The organism is Pseudomonas sp. RIT-PI-S, from assembly GCF_025642975.1.
Taxonomy (GTDB): domain Bacteria; phylum Pseudomonadota; class Gammaproteobacteria; order Pseudomonadales; family Pseudomonadaceae; genus Aquipseudomonas.
Genome location: NZ_JANZKJ010000001.1, coordinates 252,598 through 270,801, shown reverse-complemented (window position 1 = coordinate 270,801; position 18,204 = coordinate 252,598). Strand labels below are relative to the sequence as shown.

Annotated in this window: 16 protein-coding genes and 1 pseudogene; 7 read left to right on the top strand and 10 right to left on the bottom strand. The window is 62.4% G+C overall.

From position 1 onward, the window contains the following. Positions 1–34: 34 nt before the first annotated feature. The 5 genes from OGL93_RS01240 (at position 35) to OGL93_RS01220 (ending at position 7,241) form a co-directional block, all read left to right on the top strand. Complete coding sequence (locus tag OGL93_RS01240; RefSeq protein ID WP_263260513.1) at positions 35–2,086, top strand: GGDEF domain-containing phosphodiesterase; 2,052 nt, start codon at positions 35–37, stop codon at positions 2,084–2,086. A gap of 124 nt (positions 2,087–2,210) precedes the next feature. Beyond that, a complete protein-coding gene (locus OGL93_RS01235) occupies positions 2,211–3,542 on the top strand; it encodes an imelysin family protein (protein ID WP_263260511.1) in 1,332 nt (443 codons plus the stop codon). A gap of 74 nt (positions 3,543–3,616) precedes the next feature. Further along, positions 3,617–5,047 (top strand): di-heme oxidoredictase family protein, encoded by a 1,431-nt coding sequence (locus OGL93_RS01230; protein WP_263260510.1) that lies wholly within the window; start codon positions 3,617–3,619, stop codon positions 5,045–5,047. A 30-nt stretch (positions 5,048–5,077) separates the two neighbouring features. Continuing rightward, entirely contained in the window at positions 5,078–6,142 is a 1,065-nt protein-coding gene (locus OGL93_RS01225) for an imelysin family protein (RefSeq protein ID WP_263260509.1), read from the top strand. Position 6,143: 1 nt separating this feature from the next. Continuing rightward, entirely contained in the window at positions 6,144–7,241 is a 1,098-nt protein-coding gene (locus OGL93_RS01220) for a DUF1513 domain-containing protein (protein ID WP_263260507.1), read from the top strand. Between the two features lie 178 nt (positions 7,242–7,419). Here OGL93_RS01220 and OGL93_RS01215 read toward each other — a convergent pair whose 3' ends face one another. The 9 genes from OGL93_RS01215 to OGL93_RS01175 form a co-directional block, all read right to left on the bottom strand. Continuing rightward, on the bottom strand, positions 7,420–7,653 hold the full coding sequence (locus tag OGL93_RS01215; RefSeq protein ID WP_263260506.1) for a hypothetical protein: 234 nt from the start codon (positions 7,651–7,653) through the stop codon (positions 7,420–7,422). Continuing rightward, positions 7,650–8,372, bottom strand: a complete 723-nt coding sequence (locus OGL93_RS01210; protein WP_263260504.1) for a lipopolysaccharide kinase InaA family protein — start codon at positions 8,370–8,372, stop codon at positions 7,650–7,652. The genes OGL93_RS01215 and OGL93_RS01210 overlap by 4 nt, the downstream gene beginning before the upstream one ends. 6 nt (positions 8,373–8,378) lie before the next feature. Then, on the bottom strand, positions 8,379–9,059 hold the full coding sequence (locus OGL93_RS01205) for a class I SAM-dependent methyltransferase (RefSeq protein ID WP_263260502.1): 681 nt from the start codon (positions 9,057–9,059) through the stop codon (positions 8,379–8,381). Positions 9,060–9,204: 145 nt separating this feature from the next. After that, positions 9,205–10,479 (bottom strand): HAMP domain-containing sensor histidine kinase, encoded by a 1,275-nt coding sequence (locus OGL93_RS01200; RefSeq protein ID WP_263260501.1) that lies wholly within the window; start codon positions 10,477–10,479, stop codon positions 9,205–9,207. Further along, positions 10,469–11,152, bottom strand: coding sequence for a two-component system response regulator ColR (gene colR, locus OGL93_RS01195; protein WP_263260499.1), 684 nt, complete (start codon positions 11,150–11,152; stop codon positions 10,469–10,471). Before colR ends, OGL93_RS01200 begins: the two co-directional genes overlap by 11 nt. A 125-nt stretch (positions 11,153–11,277) precedes the next feature. Continuing rightward, positions 11,278–12,930, bottom strand: a complete 1,653-nt coding sequence (gene groL, locus OGL93_RS01190; protein WP_263260498.1) for a chaperonin GroEL — start codon at positions 12,928–12,930, stop codon at positions 11,278–11,280. A 49-nt stretch (positions 12,931–12,979) separates the two neighbouring features. Beyond that, positions 12,980–13,273: a co-chaperone GroES gene (locus OGL93_RS01185; RefSeq protein ID WP_040261854.1), complete on the bottom strand. Its 294-nt coding sequence runs from the start codon at positions 13,271–13,273 to the stop codon at positions 12,980–12,982. A 278-nt stretch (positions 13,274–13,551) separates the two neighbouring features. After that, positions 13,552–14,022: an FxsA family protein gene (locus OGL93_RS01180; RefSeq protein ID WP_263260497.1), complete on the bottom strand. Its 471-nt coding sequence runs from the start codon at positions 14,020–14,022 to the stop codon at positions 13,552–13,554. Positions 14,023–14,166: 144 nt separating this feature from the next. After that, the gene (locus OGL93_RS01175; protein ID WP_263260495.1) at positions 14,167–15,177 is read right to left on the bottom strand and encodes a DUF481 domain-containing protein; all 1,011 of its coding nucleotides are present in this window, start codon (positions 15,175–15,177) and stop codon (positions 14,167–14,169) included. A gap of 75 nt (positions 15,178–15,252) precedes the next feature. Here OGL93_RS01175 and OGL93_RS01170 point away from each other — a divergent pair, with 75 nt between their 5' ends. Then, complete coding sequence (locus OGL93_RS01170; RefSeq protein ID WP_263260493.1) at positions 15,253–15,624, top strand: MGMT family protein; 372 nt, start codon at positions 15,253–15,255, stop codon at positions 15,622–15,624. Between the two features lie 43 nt (positions 15,625–15,667). Next, the gene (locus OGL93_RS01165; RefSeq protein WP_263260492.1) at positions 15,668–17,179 is read left to right on the top strand and encodes an AmpG family muropeptide MFS transporter; all 1,512 of its coding nucleotides are present in this window, start codon (positions 15,668–15,670) and stop codon (positions 17,177–17,179) included. 160 nt (positions 17,180–17,339) lie between these two features. On the opposite strand, the pseudogene OGL93_RS01160 reads toward OGL93_RS01165, so the two are convergent. Further along, positions 17,340–18,173, bottom strand: a pseudogene (locus OGL93_RS01160) (mechanosensitive ion channel domain-containing protein); the annotation flags it as partial. Between the last annotated feature and the right edge of the window lie 31 nt (positions 18,174–18,204).

Genomic DNA, 18,204 nt, shown 5'->3' with positions numbered 1-18,204 from the left:
TGGTTGCCGTGTGCTCGGAACAAGGAATCTTCCTTTGAAGGTGGAACTCAAGCACAGCTTGTCGCTGAAGCTACTGAGGATCGTGTTGCTTTCCACGCTTATCGTTGGCGTGGTGCTCAGTTGTGGGCAGATCGTTCTGGATGCCTACAAAACCCGGCATACCATCGCCCGCGATGCCGAGCGTATCCTCGACATGTTCCAGGACCCGTCCACCCAGGCGGTTTACAGCCTGGACAAGGAAATGGGCATGCAGGTCATCGAAGGCCTGTTCCAGGACCCGGCAGTGCGTGCAGCCTCGATCGGCCACACCGGCGAAACCATGCTTGCCGAGCGCGAGCGGGCCCTGATGGACACGCCTACCCGCTGGCTCACCGACCCGGTGCTGGGCCAGCAGCGCACCTTCAGCATCCGCCTGGTCGGCCGCGCCCCTTACAACGAATACTACGGCGACCTGAACATCACCATAGATACCGCCACTTACGGCCAGGAGTTCGTCCGTAACTCGGTGGTGCTGTTTGTGTCTGGCGTGTTGCGAGCGATGCTCATGGGGCTGGTGCTGTACCTTGTGTATCACTGGCTGCTGACCAAGCCGCTGTCGCGCATGCTGCAGCACCTGAGTGAAATCAACCCGGACCGCCCCGGCCAGCATCAGCTGCCACCACCCCGCGGCCATGAACATAACGAACTCGGCCAGTGGGTCAGCACCGCCAACCAGCTGCTGGCGTCCATCGAGCGCAATACCAGCCTGCGTCGGGAGGCCGAAGACAGCCTGCTGCGCATGTCCCAGTACGACTTCCTCACCGGCTTGCCCAACCGCCTGCAACTGCAGCAGCAGCTCGACAAGATCCTCGTGGATGCCGCCCGCCTGCAACAGCGGGTGGCGATCATCTGCGTAGGCCTGGACGACTTCAAGGGCATCAACGAGCAGTTCAGCTACCAGGCGGGCGACCAGTTGCTGCTGGCGACGGCAGACCGCCTGCGGGCCCACAGCGGCCGCCTGGGTGCGCTGGCCCGCCTGGGTGGTGACCAGTTCGCGCTGGTTCAGGCCAGCATCGAAGAGCCTTACCAGGCCGCGCAACTGGCGCAGCATATCCTCGATGATCTGGCGGCCCCGTTCGTGCTCGAGGCGATGGAAATCCGCCTGCGCGCGACTATCGGCATCACCCTCTTCCCTGAAGACGGCGACAGCACCGAGAAGCTGCTGCAAAAGGCCGAGCAGACCATGACACTGGCCAAAAGCCGGTCGCGCAACCGCTACCAGTTCTATATCGCCAGTGTGGACAGCGAAATGCGCCGCCGCCGCGAGCTGGAGAAAGCGCTACGCGAAGCCCAGGCGGGCAATCAGCTGTACCTGGTGTATCAGCCGCAGATCAGCTACCGCGACCACCAGATCGTGGGCGTGGAAGCACTGTTGCGCTGGAACCACCCGGAATTCGGCCTGATCCCGCCAGACCAGTTCATCCCCCTTGCCGAGCAGAACGGCACCATCATCGCCATTGGCGAGTGGGTGCTGGACCAAGCCTGCCGCCAGTTACGCGAATGGCACGATCAGGGCTTCGGCCACCTGCGCATGGCGGTGAACCTCTCTACGGTGCAGTTGCACCATAGCGAGCTGCCGCGGGTGGTGAGCAACCTGTTGCAGATGTATCGCCTGCCGCCGCGCAGCCTTGAACTGGAAGTCACCGAAACCGGCCTGATGGAGGACATCAGCACGGCGGCCCAGCATTTGCTGAGCTTGCGCCGGTCCGGGGCACTGATCGCCATCGACGATTTCGGCACCGGTTATTCGTCCCTGGGCTACCTGCGCTCGCTGCCGCTGGACAAGATCAAGATCGACAAGAGCTTCGTCAAGGACCTGCTCGACGACGAGGATGACGCCACCATCGTTCGCGCGGTGATTCAACTGGGCAAGAGCCTCGGCATGCAGGTGATCGCCGAAGGCGTAGAAACCGCCGAGCAGGAAGCCTATATCATCGCCGAGGGCTGCCATGAGGGGCAGGGCTACTACTATTCCAAACCCCTGCCTGCGCGAGATTTGCTCGCGTTTATCAAGCAGGCCCAGCGCGTGCGTGTGACGCCAATTTAACCTGCACCTTGGGTGAATTATTTTTCACCCAACTCTTTACATAAAATGCAAATCCTTCGCATTATGTGGCCCGCTTCGTTCGGCGCTTTGCCGCCCACCGCCTCTATTGACGCAGGAATTGCCCATGATTCGTACGCCGTTGGTTGCCAGTCTGCTGGCTGTCGCCATTTCTCTCGCCGGCTGCGGCGACAGTAGCGACAAGGACAAAGCAGCTGCGCAAACCCCGACGCCAACGGCGGCAAATGCCACCCCGGCAGCCGTCGCCCTCGACCAGGCCGCAGCCAAGGCCGTGGTAGGCCACTACGCCGAAATGGTCCATGCAGTCTTCAGCGACGCACTGACCACCGCCACCGCCCTCGAGCAAGCGGTCGATGCCTTCCTCGCCAAGCCCGACGCCAACACCCTAAAGGCCGCCCGCGAAGCCTGGCTGGCGGCACGCCCTTCTTACCTGCAAAGCGAAGTGTTCCGTTTCGGTAACACCATCATTGACGACTGGGAAGGCCAGGTGAACGCCTGGCCCCTGGACGAAGGCCTGATCGACTACGTAGCCAAGGGCTACGAGCCCGCACTGGGCAACCCGGGTGCCAGCGCCAACATCATCGCTCACACCGAGATCCAAGTGGGCGAAGACAAGGTCGACGTAAGCGACATCACCCCGGAAAAACTCGCCAGCCTCAACGAGCTAGGCGGTTCCGAGGCCAACGTCGCCACCGGCTACCACGCCATCGAATTCCTCCTCTGGGGCCAGGACCTGAACGGCACCGGCCCGGGCGCGGGCAACCGCCCAGCCAGTGACTACCTGCAAGGCAAAGGCGCCACCGGTGGCCACAACGACCGCCGCCGCGCCTACCTGAAAGCTGCGACCGAGCTGCTGGTCAGCGACCTCAAAGAAATGGTCGGCAACTGGAAGCCGGGCGTGGCGGACAACTACCGCGCCACCCTGGAAGCCGAACCGGTCGACAGCGGCCTGCGCAAGATGCTCTTCGGCATGGGCAGCCTGTCCTTGGGCGAGCTGGCCGGGGAACGCTTGAAAGTGGCCCTGGAAGCGAACTCGCCGGAAGACGAGCACGATTGCTTCAGCGACAACACCCACGTGTCCGCCTTCTTCAACGCCAAGGGCATCCGCAACGTGTACCTGGGCGAATACCTGCGCGCCGACGGCACCCGCCTGACCGGCCCGAGCTTGTCTGCGCTGGTGGCGAAGATCGATCCGGCCGCCGATGAAACGCTCAAGGCGGACCTGGCCGATACCGAGGCGAAGATGCAGGTCATCGTCGACCACGCCAACAAGGGTGAACACTTCGACCAGCTGATCGCGGCGGGCAACACTGCGGGCAATCAGATCGTGCGCGACGCCATCGGCGCGCTGGTCAAGCAGACCGGCGCCATCGAGCAGGCCGCAGGCAAGCTGGGGATTACCGACCTGAACCCGGACAACGCCGATCACGAATTCTGATCCGCGGTTCCACCCTGGCGAGCCCCTGCCTAGCAGCGGCTCGCCTTTGCTTTTCTGCGATACAGAGTGTTCCGATGCTTTCAACGCTGGGCCGTTTTCCCCTGCTGCTCCTGGCCCTCAGCCTGGCTGCATGCGATCAGGCACCGGATTTTAGCCAGGCGGAGCCCGACGAGGCGCGCTCGGCCGGGGCCGCAACCGTATGGCGCCGCGACGTGAATGCCTATGCCCTGCCCTCCGCTAACCTGAGCGCGGCGCGCCGGGTGGATTTCAGCGCCGGTAACAGTTTCTTTCGCAGCCCGTGGGTCATTGCTCCATCGACCACCACCGCCCGTGACGGGCTGGGGCCGTTGTTCAACACCAACGCCTGCCAGAACTGCCATATTCGCGACGGGCGCGGCCAGCCGCCAGAAACCGACGCACCCAATGCGGTATCCATGCTGGTGCGCCTGGCCGTGCCGCCAACGGAGCAGACGGTGGAAGTGGTGCGCCGGCTTGGCGCCGCGCCCGAGCCGGTCTATGGCACTCAGTTGCAAGACATGGCGATACCGGGGGTGCCGCCGGAGGGCCGCGTGCGAGTGGCCTACGAGCCAATGCCGGTGACCTTTGCCGATGGCTTTACCGTCGAGCTGCGCAAGCCGCGGCTGCGCATCGACCAACTGGGCTATGGGCCGTTGCACCCACAGGTGCGGACCTCCGCCCGCATTGCCCCGCCCATGATCGGCCTGGGCTTACTCGAGGCCATTCCTGAGCGGGCGATTCTCGAAAACGCCCGCCTTCAGGCCACCGGCAGCGACGGTGTGCGCGGCAGGCCTAACCGGGTATTCGACGACGCCAGCGGTCAGACCGTGCTCGGCCGCTTTGGCTGGAAGGCCACCCAACCGAACCTCGATCAACAAAACGCCCATGCCTTCGCCAGCGACCTGGGGATAACCTCGTCGCTACTGCCCGCGGACGACTGCACTTCTGCGCAGGCGGCGTGCCGCAACGCCGCCAATGGCAATCAGAGCGCCCAACAGCCCTTCGAGGTAAGCGATAACATCCGCCGGTTGGTGCTGTTCTACAGCCGTAACCTTGGCGTACCAGCCCGCCGTGGTGAAAGCGATGCTCGGGTGCTGCAAGGCAAGGCGCTGTTCCACCAGGCCGGATGCCAGAGCTGTCATGTCGCGCAATACCGCACCCGCGCCGACGCGGCCGAACCGGAACTTGCCAACCAGTTGATCCGCCCATACACCGACCTGCTGCTGCACGACATGGGCCCGGGCCTCGCCGACGACTACAGCGTGTTCGACGCTCGTGGCCAGGACTGGCGCACCCCGCCGCTATGGGGCATCGGGCTGTCGGCAACGGTCAACCCGCGGGGGCGTTTCCTGCATGACGGCCGTGCCCGCGACCTGCTCGAAGCAGTGCTTTGGCACGATGGCGAAGCGGCATCGGCCAAGCAAAGGGTATTGCGCTTCGACGTCGAAGAACGCGCGGCATTGCTGGCCTTTCTCCAATCCCTATAAGATCCCTGACCTTTTTAAGTGGAGCCCTGCATGTTCCGTCCCAAGCTGCTATTCACCAGCCTTGCCGCCCTCGCCCTTGGCGCCTGCGCGCCGCAGGATCCGCAAGCGGTGACGAGCGCCGCCTTGGCCACCCAGGTCATTCTGCCCACCTACAGCCAATGGGTAGACGCAGACCGCCAGTTGGCCCAAAGCGCCCTGGCGTTCTGCCAGGGCACAGAGGACCTGGACAAAGCCCGTGCGGACTTCCTCAGCGCACAAAAGGCCTGGGCGGCATTGCAACCGCTGCTGATCGGTCCATTGGCCGAGGGCAACCGCGCCTGGTCGGTGCAGTTCTGGCCAGACAAGAAAAACCTGGTTGGCCGGCAGGTGGAGCAATTGGTGGCCAGTGGCGAGGCCGTCGACGGCGCGGCCCTGGCCAAGGCCAGTGTGGTAGTGCAGGGGTTGTCCGCCTACGAATACATTCTGTTCGACAGCAAACCAGAGCTGGCTGACCCGGCCCGCAAGGCCAGCTATTGCCCGCTGCTGGTGGCCATCGGTGAACGCCAGAAGGCCTTGGCCGAAGAAATTCTAGGCGCCTGGAAGCGCAACGACGGCATGCTCGCTCAACTGAGCAAGTTCCCGAACCAGCGTTACGCCGATGCCCACGAGGCCATTGCCGACCTGCTGCGTGCCCAGGTCACCGCCCTCGACAGCCTGAAGAAAAAACTCGGCGCGCCCATGGGCCGCCAAAGCAAGGGCGTGCCCCAGCCGTATCAGGCCGAGGCCTGGCGCAGCCAAGCTTCGCTCAAAAGCCTGCAAGCCAGCCTGCAAGCGGCCCAGGCGGTGTGGAACGGCGTGGATGGCAAGGGGCTGCGGAACCTGTTGCCGAGCGGACAAAAACCCTTGGCGGAGAAGATCGACGCGGCCTATGCCACGGCCGCTAAAGCACTGGCGGATAACCCGCGCAGCCTTACCGAGCTGCTAGCCGACCCGGCCGGCCAGCAGGCCCTCACCCAGATCTACGACAGCCTCAACACGGTGCACCGCTTGCACGAAACCGAGCTGGCGCGGGCGCTGGGCATCCAGCTGGGCTTCAACGCCAACGATGGTGACTGACATGTGGCCACGTCCGCTTTCGGCGTTCGCCAACCTCATCAGCGGCGCCTTTAACCTCGGGGCCTGGCGCCTGAGCAACGGCCGCAAGGGAAACGTGTTGCTGCTGTCGGCCCGTGACGACGCCGACGGTGGCCACTACGCGGTGGGCTATCGGCTGGACGGTACCCAGGCATTCAGCACCCAGGTAGCGCAACGTTGCCATGCCATCGTCGAACACCCTCTCCTGCCCCTGGCCTTGTTCGTCGCCCGCCGCCCCGGTACCGAAAGCTACCTGCTCGACCTGCGCGACGGCCGCCTGCTGCAAACCGTGCGCTCGGAGCCAGATCGCCATTTCTATGGCCATGCGATTATTCATGGCGCGGGGGAATGGCTGTACGCCACCGAGAACGACACCCGCGACCCCGGCAGGGGCCTGCTTGGGATTTACCGCTTCGTCGGCGAGCGCCTCGAGCGCACCGGCGAGTTGGCCACCCATGGCATTGGCCCGCATGAGGTGGCATGGCTGCCGGACGGCGAAACCCTGGCGGTGGCCAACGGAGGCATCCGTACCGAGGCCGAAAGCCGGGTGGAAATGAACCTGGATGCCATGGAGCCGAGCCTGGTGCTGCTGCGCCGGGACGGTAGCCTGATCAGCAAAGAAACCCTCGACCAGCCGATGAACAGCATCCGTCACCTGGCAGTCGCCGCCGACGGCACCCTCGCCGCCTGCCAGCAGTTCATGGGCAGCGGCGGTGAGGTAGCGCAGCTGCTGGCGATCAAACGCCCAGGGGCCGCCTTCTGCCCTTTTCCGGTCAGTGAGGCGCAGCTGCTGTCGATGGGCAACTACACCGCAAGCGTCGCGATCAACGATGAATTGCGCCTGGTAGCGGTAACGGCGCCACGGGCCAACCGGTTCTTCGTATGGGACCTGGACTCCGCGGAGGTAAAGGTGGATGCCCCCATGCCCGACTGTGCTGGGGTGGCGGCGGTGCAAGGCGGGTTCGTGGTCACCTCCGGGCAAGGCCGCTGCCGTTACTACCGGGCCCAGGCGGGGCAATGGCTGGGCACGCCAATGGACCTGCCGCCCGGGCTTTGGGATAATCATTTGCATGTCGCATAGCCATGTAACTGGCTAACCTCGATCCGTGGCAGCCGTGCTTTCCCCGCGCCAGGGCATCGAATGGTTGTGGGCCAGCCGCGAGCTCAGCTGCTACAAAAAATGTCACGATGAACAACAGGGTTCTCCAACCAAAAAAAATCCCGCCAACAGGCGGGATTTTTTCTGCACGCAGTTTGCTTCACGCGCCTGAGCGCAGGCCTTGAGTGAGCCCGAACATCAGCAGCAACATGTTATGGCCCGGTTGTATGACCGGGTCGGTATCGCTCTTCTGCACCCGTGGGAACGGGCACAAGCCTTGACCAGCCTCGGCGCGCAACACGCCCGCCTGGGGTTCGTCCCAAGCAGCGACCGCAACCGTGGCCAGTGCAAGGGAGGCCAGCAGAAACACACCTCGTGCAATTTGTAAGTTCATCGCTCTAACCCTTTGACAACGCTGCCAAACGCCGTCTCGTAAAAGTAGAGCAGTTTCTTCCAGTCCGCATCGGGGAACGACGAATGGCGGCGCAGCTGTTTCATATCATGCTGGGAGGCCGCCGCCGCGGTGAACCGGCGCCGGCATTTCTCCAGGTCGAGCAGGGCAACCTCTGCTCGTGGCACACCGTCGCCCTCCACGACTCGCACGAATACATGCTTGATATAGAGGCAACTGTGCTGCCAACGGCCCTGGTGCATTTTCGCCAGGTTAACGGCTAGGTCCTTGAGCAACTGGTCGTGCAGCGCTTCGCCATAGCGTTGGCGACCACCTTTCTCGTACCACTGGGTGATTTCCTCGAAGCCGTCGAGTGAAGCGGTCACCAGCAGAGCTTTCCAGCCGAATTCCTGATCACGCCGGGCCCCACAGAACAGCAGCCGTGGCACCCGCACCTGCAACTTGCTCAGGCCTCGCAAGGCATCGCGCTCACGCAGGACCGTAGGCCGACCAAATGGGTGTAGCGGCGAGCGGTAGATATGCCCGACCTGCCTTTTGACGTAAATCATCCGCTCGTCTGGGAGGATCACGCGCTGCACGCCGCTTTCCCCTCCGCGCCGGCGGTTGGGCTCTTCGACCCATTCCCCGTGGCTTTGCCAATAATGCTCAAAGCCCGGCTGCCCGTTCGTGGCGCTGACCTCGTTTGCCCCTTCTACCGCCATCAAAGGTTACTCCTTACGCAATACATACACTCGCCACATGGCATACAGCGGCAGGAAATCCAGGCGTTCCTGAATCCGGAACCCAGCCTCAACGAACTCGGCCTCCACCGTTTGCACCGGCAACAAGAAACGATTCTGGTACTTGGGCGCCTCGCCCCGCCGCGACCGCTGCTGCTCTGAGCGCTTGCGTTTCCAAGCTTTGTAATTTCCATCTACCCATAGCGACAGAATCACCGAATCGCGACTGACCCGATGAAACTCCCGAAGCATCGCCAGCCGATGGCCGGACTCGCCGATGTGGTGCATCAGGCGCATGGAAAAAATGCTGTCGACGGCGTTATCAGGAAGCTTGATATCAAATGCCGACGTCTGCATTGGCCGAACGCGATCCACGATGTGCCGCGGCTGCATCTGGCACGCAGTGGCGACCATGTCCGGCGAGTTGTCTGCGCCGATCACCACCCTGTTCGCCTTCTCCGCCAACATTGGCCAGAAACGCCCGGCACCGCAGGGCAGGTCCAGGACCAGGCCTGGGTCACCGGCCAATTCCAGCGCCTTACGGGCCAGTTGCACATCGCGCAGATGGGACAAGCGCCGGGCCAGCCCGTTCTGGTGCTTGTGAAAATAGCGCCTGGCGTGAGCCTCGTCGTATTTTTCGGAAAATTCAAGCTTGATCTGGTCGCTCATATCACCTCCAAAAACGTTGCGCGACCATAGTTCGCGGCAAGTCATCGGTGGGTCATATGAATGTGAAAAAACCGTAATGGACGTTAACAGGGCTCGCAGCCTGTTGCCAGATGTTTCAAAAGGCACCGGCGGGAGCACTGGGCATTTAGGTTCCTGCGCCCAGGTCAACGTGGAAAGCGCAGCCATGAGGCTCGTTCGTGGTCAGGGTCACCGTCCAGCCTTGGTCATCGCAGATGCGCTGCACCAGCGACAACCCAAGGCCAAGCCCTTCTCCGCGCTTCTCGTTACCGCGAACGAACGGCTGGAACATCGCCTCGCGCTTTTCTTCCGGGATTCCCACACCGGAATCCTCGACACTGAACCTGCCAGCGCCAAGGCTCAGGCGGATAAAACCCTGGTCGGTGTAATGCAATGCATTGCGCAGAAGATTGCCCATCACCGTGTGCAAGAACGTCGCGTTGTAACGCGTATCGCCCACTTCCGCAGGCTCGTAGGTAAGGGTCAGGCCCTTGTTTTCGATGGGCTGGCGCCATTGGGAAACGAGATCGGCCGCTACCTCAGGAAGGGTCGCTTGCACCGCCAACGCCTCGTTGCGCTGGGCCCGGGCGAGCATCAGGAAGGTCTGCACCAAGTCGCGCATTTCTTCGCAGGCGCGGGTAATACGTTCCGCCTGGGCGCGGGCGCGCGGGTCTAGGCGGTCGTTGGCCAGCAGCAGTTCACAGGAAGTGGCCAGCACCATCAGCGGGGTGCGCAGCTCATGAGACACGTCGCTGGTGAACAGCCGTTCCCGGGTCAGCGCTTCACGCAAGCGGCCCAGGGTGGCATCGAATGCCACCGCCAGCTGCCCGACCTCATCGGCGGCATAATCGGGGGCAAGCGGCGGCGCAAGGCCAAGGAGCTGGTCACGGTGGCGAACCTGCCGGGCCAGGCGTATAACCGGCGCCATTACCCGGCGCGCCAGCACCCAGCCCAGCAGGACCGCCAGCGCCAGGCTCAGCACGAACCCCACCACCACCACGGCGAACAGGATGCGCTCGCGTTCTTCGAAATCGCTTTGGTCTTGCAGCAACACGTAATGCCGGCCGTCAATGATTTCTACCATCGCGTGGTAGGAAAGGTTGCCGCGAAATACCTCATGGAACCCGGGTGACAGGTGGCGCAGGTCCTTGGGCAACGCGAAATCACCCCGCCCCTCGCTGAAATAGAACAACTGGTCCGGCTCTGGGCGATGGCTCCAGTCGTCCATAGTGTCCATCAACAGCAGGCGCTGCAGGTCGCCCCCCAGGCCCGCGGAGATCAGCTTCTCCTCCACCAGATGGACCGTGGCCACGATGCCGACTGCGAAGGCGCCGGCCACCAGCGCGCTCATCAGTGCGAAGGCGATGATGATGCGTTGAGCGAGGCTTTGTTTAAACTCCATCACGGCCCTCGGTCAGCCGATAGCCGACGCCATGGACGGTTTGCAGCAGAGGCTTGGTGAATGGCTTGTCGATCACTTGGCGTAGCTGGTGTACATGGCTGCGCAGGCTGTCGCTGTCAGGGCAATCGTCGCCCCACAGGGCCTCTTCGAGCACCTCGCGGCGCAGCACATGGGGGCTTTTCTGCATCAGCACGGCCAATAGCTTGAGCCCCACCGGGTTGAGCTTGAGCAGCTTGCCATCCCGGGTGACTTCCAGCGTGTCCAGGTCATATTGCAGGTCCGCCACCTGCAGGGTGCGGCGGCCGCCCCCCTGGGCACGGCGCATGACTGCCTCGATCCGCGCCGCCAGCTCCGACAACGCAAACGGCTTGACCAGGTAGTCGTCAGCGCCATTGCGAAAGCCTTGCAGGCGATCGTCCAATTGATCGCGGGCGGTGAGCATGATGACCGGGGTATCGCGCCGGGCGTCTTCCCGCAACCGCTTGCAGAGGGTGAAGCCGTCGATGCCAGGCAGCATTATGTCGAGCACGATCAGGTCGTAGTGCTCGGTGGCGGCCAGGTGCAGGCCCGACAGGCCGTCCTGGGCGCAATCGACGGTATAACCCTTGAGGCCGAGATAGTCCGCCAGGTTCGCGAGGATATCGCGGTTGTCTTCGACCACGAGAATGCGCATGGATGAGTCCCTCTTTGGTACGGGTATATGGCCCGAGGCCGGCGCAGCTTACCTTATACACACCCTCAATAAAAAAACCCTGCCTTCGCAGGCAGGGTTTTCTTAGAGGCTAAGGTCAGCCGGGCTTACATCATGCCGCCCATGCCGCCCATGCCACCCATACCGCCCATGTCAGGCATGCCGCCGCCGGCAGCCTTGTCTTCCGGCAGGTCAGCGATCATGGCTTCGGTGGTGATCATCAGGGAACCGATGGAGGCCGCCGCTTGCAGCGCGGAACGGGTCACCTTGGCCGGGTCTAGAATACCCATCTCGATCATGTCACCGTATTCGCCGGTTGCAGCGTTGTAACCGTAGTTACCCGAACCCTGCTTGACCTTGTCGACTACAACGCTTGGCTCGTCGCCAGCGTTGGCGACGATCTGGCGCAGCGGGGCTTCAACCGCACGACGCAGCAACGCGATACCCACGTTCTGATCTTCGTTGTCGCCTTTGAGGCCGGAGATGGCCTGCAGCGCGCGAACCAGGGCCACGCCACCGCCAGGCACTACGCCTTCTTCGACGGCTGCGCGGGTTGCGTGCAGGGCGTCTTCAACGCGGGCTTTTTTCTCTTTCATTTCGACTTCGCTGCCAGCACCGACCTTGATCACGGCAACACCGCCGGACAGCTTGGCCAGACGCTCTTGCAGTTTTTCACGGTCGTAGTCGGAACTGGTTTCGGCAACCTGAGCGCGGATCTGCGAAACGCGAGCCAGGATGTCTTCCTTGGTACCGGCACCGTCAACGATGGTGGTGTTTTCCTTGGTCATGGTCACGCGCTTGGCGGTGCCCAGGTGCTCCAGGGTGGTCGATTCCAGGGACAGGCCGATTTCCTCGGCGATGACGGTACCGCCGGTGAGGATGGCGATGTCGTTCAGCATGGCCTTGCGGCGATCGCCGAAGCCTGGAGCCTTGACGGCCGCGACCTTGACGATGCCACGCATGTTGTTGACGACCAGGGTCGCCAGCGCTTCGCCTTCAACGTCCTCGGAGATGATGACCAGCGGGCGGCCAGCCTTGGCAACAGCTTCCAGCACCGGCAGCAGTTCGCGGATGTTGGAGATCTTTTTCTCAACCAGCAGCAGCAGCGGGTTTTCCAGCTCGGCCACCATGGTGTCCGGCTTGTTGACGAAGTAAGGAGACAGGTAGCCGCGGTCGAACTGCATGCCTTCGACGACATTCAGCTCGTTATCCAGACCCGAGCCTTCTTCGACGGTGATCACGCCTTCATTACCGACCTTTTCCATGGCACGGGCAATGGTTTCGCCGATATCGGTGTCGGAGTTAGCCGAGATGGTACCGACCTGAGCAATGGCCTTGTTGTCGGCGCATGGCTTGGACAGGTTTTTCAGTTCGGCGACGATAGCGGAGGTCGCTTTGTCGATGCCGCGCTTGAGGTCCATCGGGTTCATGCCGGCGGCAACCGATTTCAAGCCTTCGGTCACAATGGCCTGAGCCAGAACGGTAGCGGTGGTGGTGCCGTCGCCTGCTTCGTCGTTGGCCTTGGAGGCAACGTCTTTCAGCAACTGGGCGCCCATGTTCTCGAAGGCGTCCTTGAGCTCGATTTCCTTGGCGACGGAAACGCCGTCCTTGGTGATGGTCGGAGCGCCGAAGCTCTTGGCGATAACCACGTTACGGCCTTTCGGGCCCAGGGTCGCCTTGACGGCGTCAGCCAGAACGTTAACGCCAACCAGCATTTTCTTGCGAGCGGAATCGCCGAATTTTACGTCTTTAGCAGCCATGATCTTTTTCCTTGAATCAGAAGTCGTGACGGGAAATCAGCGAGGCTTATCAGCCTTCGACGACCGCGAGAATTTCGTTCTCGCTCATTACCAGCAGGTCTTCGCCATCAACCTTGACAGTGTTGCTACCCGAATAAGGACCAAACACGACCTTGTCGCCTACTTTCACGGCCAGGGCGCGAACTTCACCGCTGTCCAGAACGCGGCCAGTGCCAACAGCGACGACTTCGCCACGGTTCGGCTTCTCGGCGGCCGAGCCAGGCAGAACGATGCCGCCGGCGGTCTTGGACTCTTCTTCACTGCGGCGAATGACGACGCGGTCATGCAGAGGACGAAGCTTCATTGTCGATCTCTCCTAATTATGGTTGTCCATCGGCCAGGTGCGCCCGGCCCATTGATGCAATCCGGCTTTCGCCGGTCGCGCTAGACGATACGCAGTACCCGGTACCCGATACGCTCAGCGCGGATGATGGCCGGCTGCTGGGGCCGGCACCTTGCGGTGACCCATACATAAGGCCATGCCTGGGGATTACAAGGTCGGCTTGAAAAAAATTTTGGTAGTTTTCAGTAGGCTGAAAGCACCACGCCCCGGAAAGCGGGGCGCTTGCTCAGATGCGGGGGTCAGGAATCGCGGTGTTCGTACTCGCCTTCGATCACGTTAGGCCGGCGCGGGCTGCCAGCCGGCGAACCGTTCGAAGGGCCTTGGCCGACATCGCTGAAGGCACGTTGGCGCATGACCTGAGCTTCGGTACGCTCGCGTAGCTTGTTGGCGATCAGCTTGCGAGTCACCGGCAGCAGGCACAGAGCACCTAGTAGATCGCTGAGAAAGCCCGGTATCACCAGCAAAAGCCCACCGGCGGCCACCATTGCCCCGTTTAGCAATTCTTCGCCAGGCAGTTGCCCGCCTCTCAGGCTTTCACGGGCCCGCAATGCGGTGGCCAACCCAGCTACCCGCAGCACCAGAACCCCGAAGGCGGAGCCGGCGATAATCAACAGCAGGGCCGGGAAGAAACCTATGGCCAGGCCTACCCGGAAAAAAACATACAGTTCCAGCACTGGGAACAGGAGCAGTAACACCAGCAAAAAGCGCATCAAAAGATCCTCGGCGAAAGTCATCCGTATATGTGCCGACGATACGCCTCATTTCAAGCGCATGCTTGCCCATGCACTCCGCACCCACCCGGCAACCCCACGCCGGCGTAAGGCCGGCGCAGATGTTTCCGGTTATTGCAGGGCTTACCAGGTAACACCAAAACCTGCGGTGTAGCGGCTGCTGTCCAGGTCGTTGCCATCCTGGGTCCCGGTAACGAGGTCCTTCTCATACTTGAGGTTCAGCGAGGCCCACTCGGTGACTTTATAGCGCAGGCCCACTTCGGCATCGAGGCTGTAGTCGGCCACGTTGCTCAATGGCCGGCCCAGCTCGCCGGTGCTGAACAATTCGACGGTCTTGCCGATCAGGTAGCGGTTGTAATCCCACTTCAAGGCTACCGAATAGAAGTTCTCCTTGGCGCCATCAGCGAAGCGGTAGTCGGTACGGTTGAACAGGCCGCCCAGGGAGAAGGCGCCCAGTTCGTTGTCCCAGAACTGATAACCCGGGCCGGTACCCAGGGTGCGCTGACGCTGCAGGTCTTCGATCTGGTCACGCTTGTAGTTCAGGCGCCCCTGCCAGTACCACTGGTCTGTGATGAAGCGGTCCAGCGAGTACTCCAAGGCCCAATTATTGGTATCGGTAACGCTGTCCTGAGTCTCGCGGTTGTACTCGCCGTCGGCGATGTGACGCCAACGGCCGTGGCGGGCGGTGGTCTTGAAAGCCACGTTATAGTCATCGGTGTCGTTTTCGGCGCGCTTGAAGTCCAACGCGGCATCGATGTTGCCTTTCCAGTTCAGGTCCTGCACGAACGGCTTGGGCTTCATCAACTGCTGGATGCTCGCCAGCTCTACAGTCTTGGGCGCTTCGCCGTTAGCCAGTATCACCTTGCCTTCATCCGAGGGCTTCAGAGACTTGGCGACTTCGCTGTCGTAAGCGTCCTGACGGACCAGCAGCGGCTGGTCGGACTCAAGCGTCTTGACTTGCTTCATGTCCACCGGAATGGAGCCGCCATAGGCGGTATCGATCATGAGCTTGCCGCCATCGAACACCTTGATGGTACCGGTCAGGCGGTCTCCGTTTTTCAACCAGACGGTGTCTGCGAAAGCGGAAGACATGGTGCAGGTGACAGCCACACACAAGAGGGTTCTGGGGAACATAGGCGACTACGGACTCTATTTCGTGGAAGATCGTCGTTATGCTGCGATAACGAAGGACTCAGGACTGACCCGATTATGCCAAGCGAGTTCCGCCCCCCTGCTACCAATAATGTATCCGAGCCGTTACCTGACCCGCGCAAGCTCGCCTTGTACGCCGTGCTGGCGGCAATTCCGCCCGGCCGCGTGGTGACCTACGGCCAGCTTGGCGAGCTTGCTGGGCTTGCTCGAGCGGCGCGCTGGGTTGGCCGCCAGTTGAGCCAATTGCCTGAAGGCTCGAGCCTGCCCTGGCACCGGGTCATCGCCGCCGGCGGCCGCCTGAGCTTGCCGGTCGGCAGCCCCAGCGGCGACGAGCAACGCGCACGGTTGCGTGGCGAAGGGCTGTCGATCAGCGGGAATCGTGTGGATATCCGGCGGCATGGCTGGCGCCCGGAGGAGTACAGCGGTTAGAGTGCGCGCTTTGTTTTTGCAGATTTGAGGCACGTTTTCGCCCATGCCCGGTAAAACCTGGCGCGCCGCTTTGGCCGCCTATGCCAGCCCTTCCACGCTGGTGCTGTTGCTTCTCGGCTTCGCCTCTGGCCTGCCCTATATGTTGGTGTTCTCGACGCTTTCGGTCTGGCTGCGCGAAGCGGGGGTCGCTCGGGAAACCATTGGCTATGCCAGCTTGATCGGTCTTGCCTATGCCTTCAAATGGGTGTGGTCGCCCTTGCTCGACCAGTGGCGCCTGCCAGGGTTGGCGCGCCTCGGGCGGCGGCGGTCCTGGCTGGTGCTGGCCCAGGCCCTGGTCGTGCTGGGGCTGATCGGCATGAGTTTCTGTGATCCGCAAAAACACTTGCCTTGGCTGATCGCGATCGCGGTCGTCGTGGCGTTCGCCTCTGCCACCCAGGACATCGCGGTGGATGCCTACCGACTGGAAATCGCTGGCGACCAACGCCAGGCGGCGCTCGCGGCCAGCTACATGGCGGGCTATCGCGTTGCCGCGCTGCTGGCGACCGCCGGTGCGCTGTTCTTCGCCGAGGGGTTCGGCTCTACCGGGTTCGCTTACCTGCACCGGGCATGGGCCGGCACATACCTGTTGTTCGGCGTGATGATGGTGCCCGCGCTGATCACTAGCCTACTGATGCGCGAGCCACCCGTACCGCTGCGTACCCAACTGTCCGCTGCCCGCTACGGCTTCATTCACCAGTTGGCCTCGGTGGTGGTGCTGATCATTCTGCTGGTGTCGGTCCCGGCGATGTTCACCCAGCTGTACAACACCGATTTCGCCAGCGTACTCAGCGGTGAGATGAGCCCGCTAGACCTGCTGCTCGAAGACCGTGCTTTCCTCCGTGCGCTGCTGTACACCCTCCTCACTGGGCTGTGCTTGTCCTCCGTGGGCCGCCGCGGGCTTGCCCCTGTGCTAACACCGGTCAACGACTTCATCCTGCGTTACCGCTGGCAGGCACTGCTGTTGCTCGGGCTGATCGCGACCTACCGGATGTCCGATACGGTGATGGGGGTCATGGCCAATGTGTTTTACATCGACCAAGGCTTCACCAAGGACCAGATCGCCAGCGTGAGCAAGCTGTTCGGGCTGGTGATGACCCTGTTGGGGGCCGGCGCGGGTGGGCTGTTGATCGTGCGCTTCGGCATCATGCCGATCCTGTTCGTCGGCGGCGCGGCCTCGGCGGCGACCAATATCCTGTTCCTGATGCTGGCGGACATGGGGCCTAACCTGAGGATGCTGGTAGTGACGATCTCGCTGGACAACCTCAGCTCGGGCCTGGCGACCTCAGCGTTCGTGGCTTATCTGTCGAGCCTGACCAACTTGAAGTTCTCGGCGACCCAGTACGCCCTTTTGAGCTCGATCATGCTGCTGCTGCCGCGGCTGATCGGTGGCTATTCGGGGGTCATGGTCGAGAAATATGGCTATCACAACTTCTTCCTCATCACCGCGCTGATGGGCGTGCCCACGCTGGTGCTGATTCTGCTGCATTGGCGCTATCACAAGGCCCCCGAGGCGTAACTCGGGGCTGTGGGTGCCGCTCCAGGAGCTCGGCGTTAGCCTGCGAACCGGCGGCATGCAGGTTCGCAGGCTTCGCCAGGGCCTACTCCTTCGATTGCGCCGCGCCTTGTGGCGCGGCCCTGGACATGGCCTGGGACAGCGGTTGTGGCGTGAGTGGCGCTGCGTCCTCCTGCACCAGGCGGATGACCCGTTGCGGGAAGGGAATGTCGATCCCGGCCCCACGCAGCCGGTCGCGCACCTCGGCGTTGAGCATGTTCAGCACACCGCCGTAGTCACTGGTATTAACCCACAGCCGCAGCGACAGGGTAATCGCGCTGTCCCCCAGGGCCGCGACTACCGCTTCCGGGGCCGGGCTTTCGAGCACGCGCGAGTCCTTGGCCAGGTCGAGCAACACCTGGCGGCCCTTCTGCAGGTCAGCGTCGTAGTCCACGCCAATGTCCAGGGTGATCTTGCGGGTGGGTTGGCGGTTGGTGTTGGTGATGATCCCGTTGGAGAGATTGCCGTTGGGGACGATTACCGTTTTGTTGTCGCCGGTGCGCAACACGGTATGGAAGATCTGAATCGCATCCACGGTGCCAGACACCCCTTGAGCCTCGATCCAATCTCCGATGCGGAACGGCCGGAACAGCAGAATCAACACCCCGCCGGCGAAGTTCGACAGGCTACCTTGCAGCGCCAGGCCCACTGCAAGCCCAGCGGCGCCGATGGCGGCAACAAAAGACGTGGTCTCGATACCGATCATCGAGGCAACGCTGACCATCAAGAGAATTTTCAGAATGATGTTGGCAAGGGTGCTGATAAACCCTTGGAGCGCCAGGTCTGCATGGCGCAGGGCGAGCAGCTTGGCGATCTCCCGGGTGACCTTGTTCACCAGCCACCAACCGATGGTCAGGGTCACCACGGCCAGGATTACCCGGCTGCCGTACTCCATGATCATCGGTATCCAGGCTTGGGAAGCGCGGACGAGGTGGTCCACTTCGGCGTTCAGATCCATAGGGGCGTCTCCAGTATCGGCTATTCAAGGC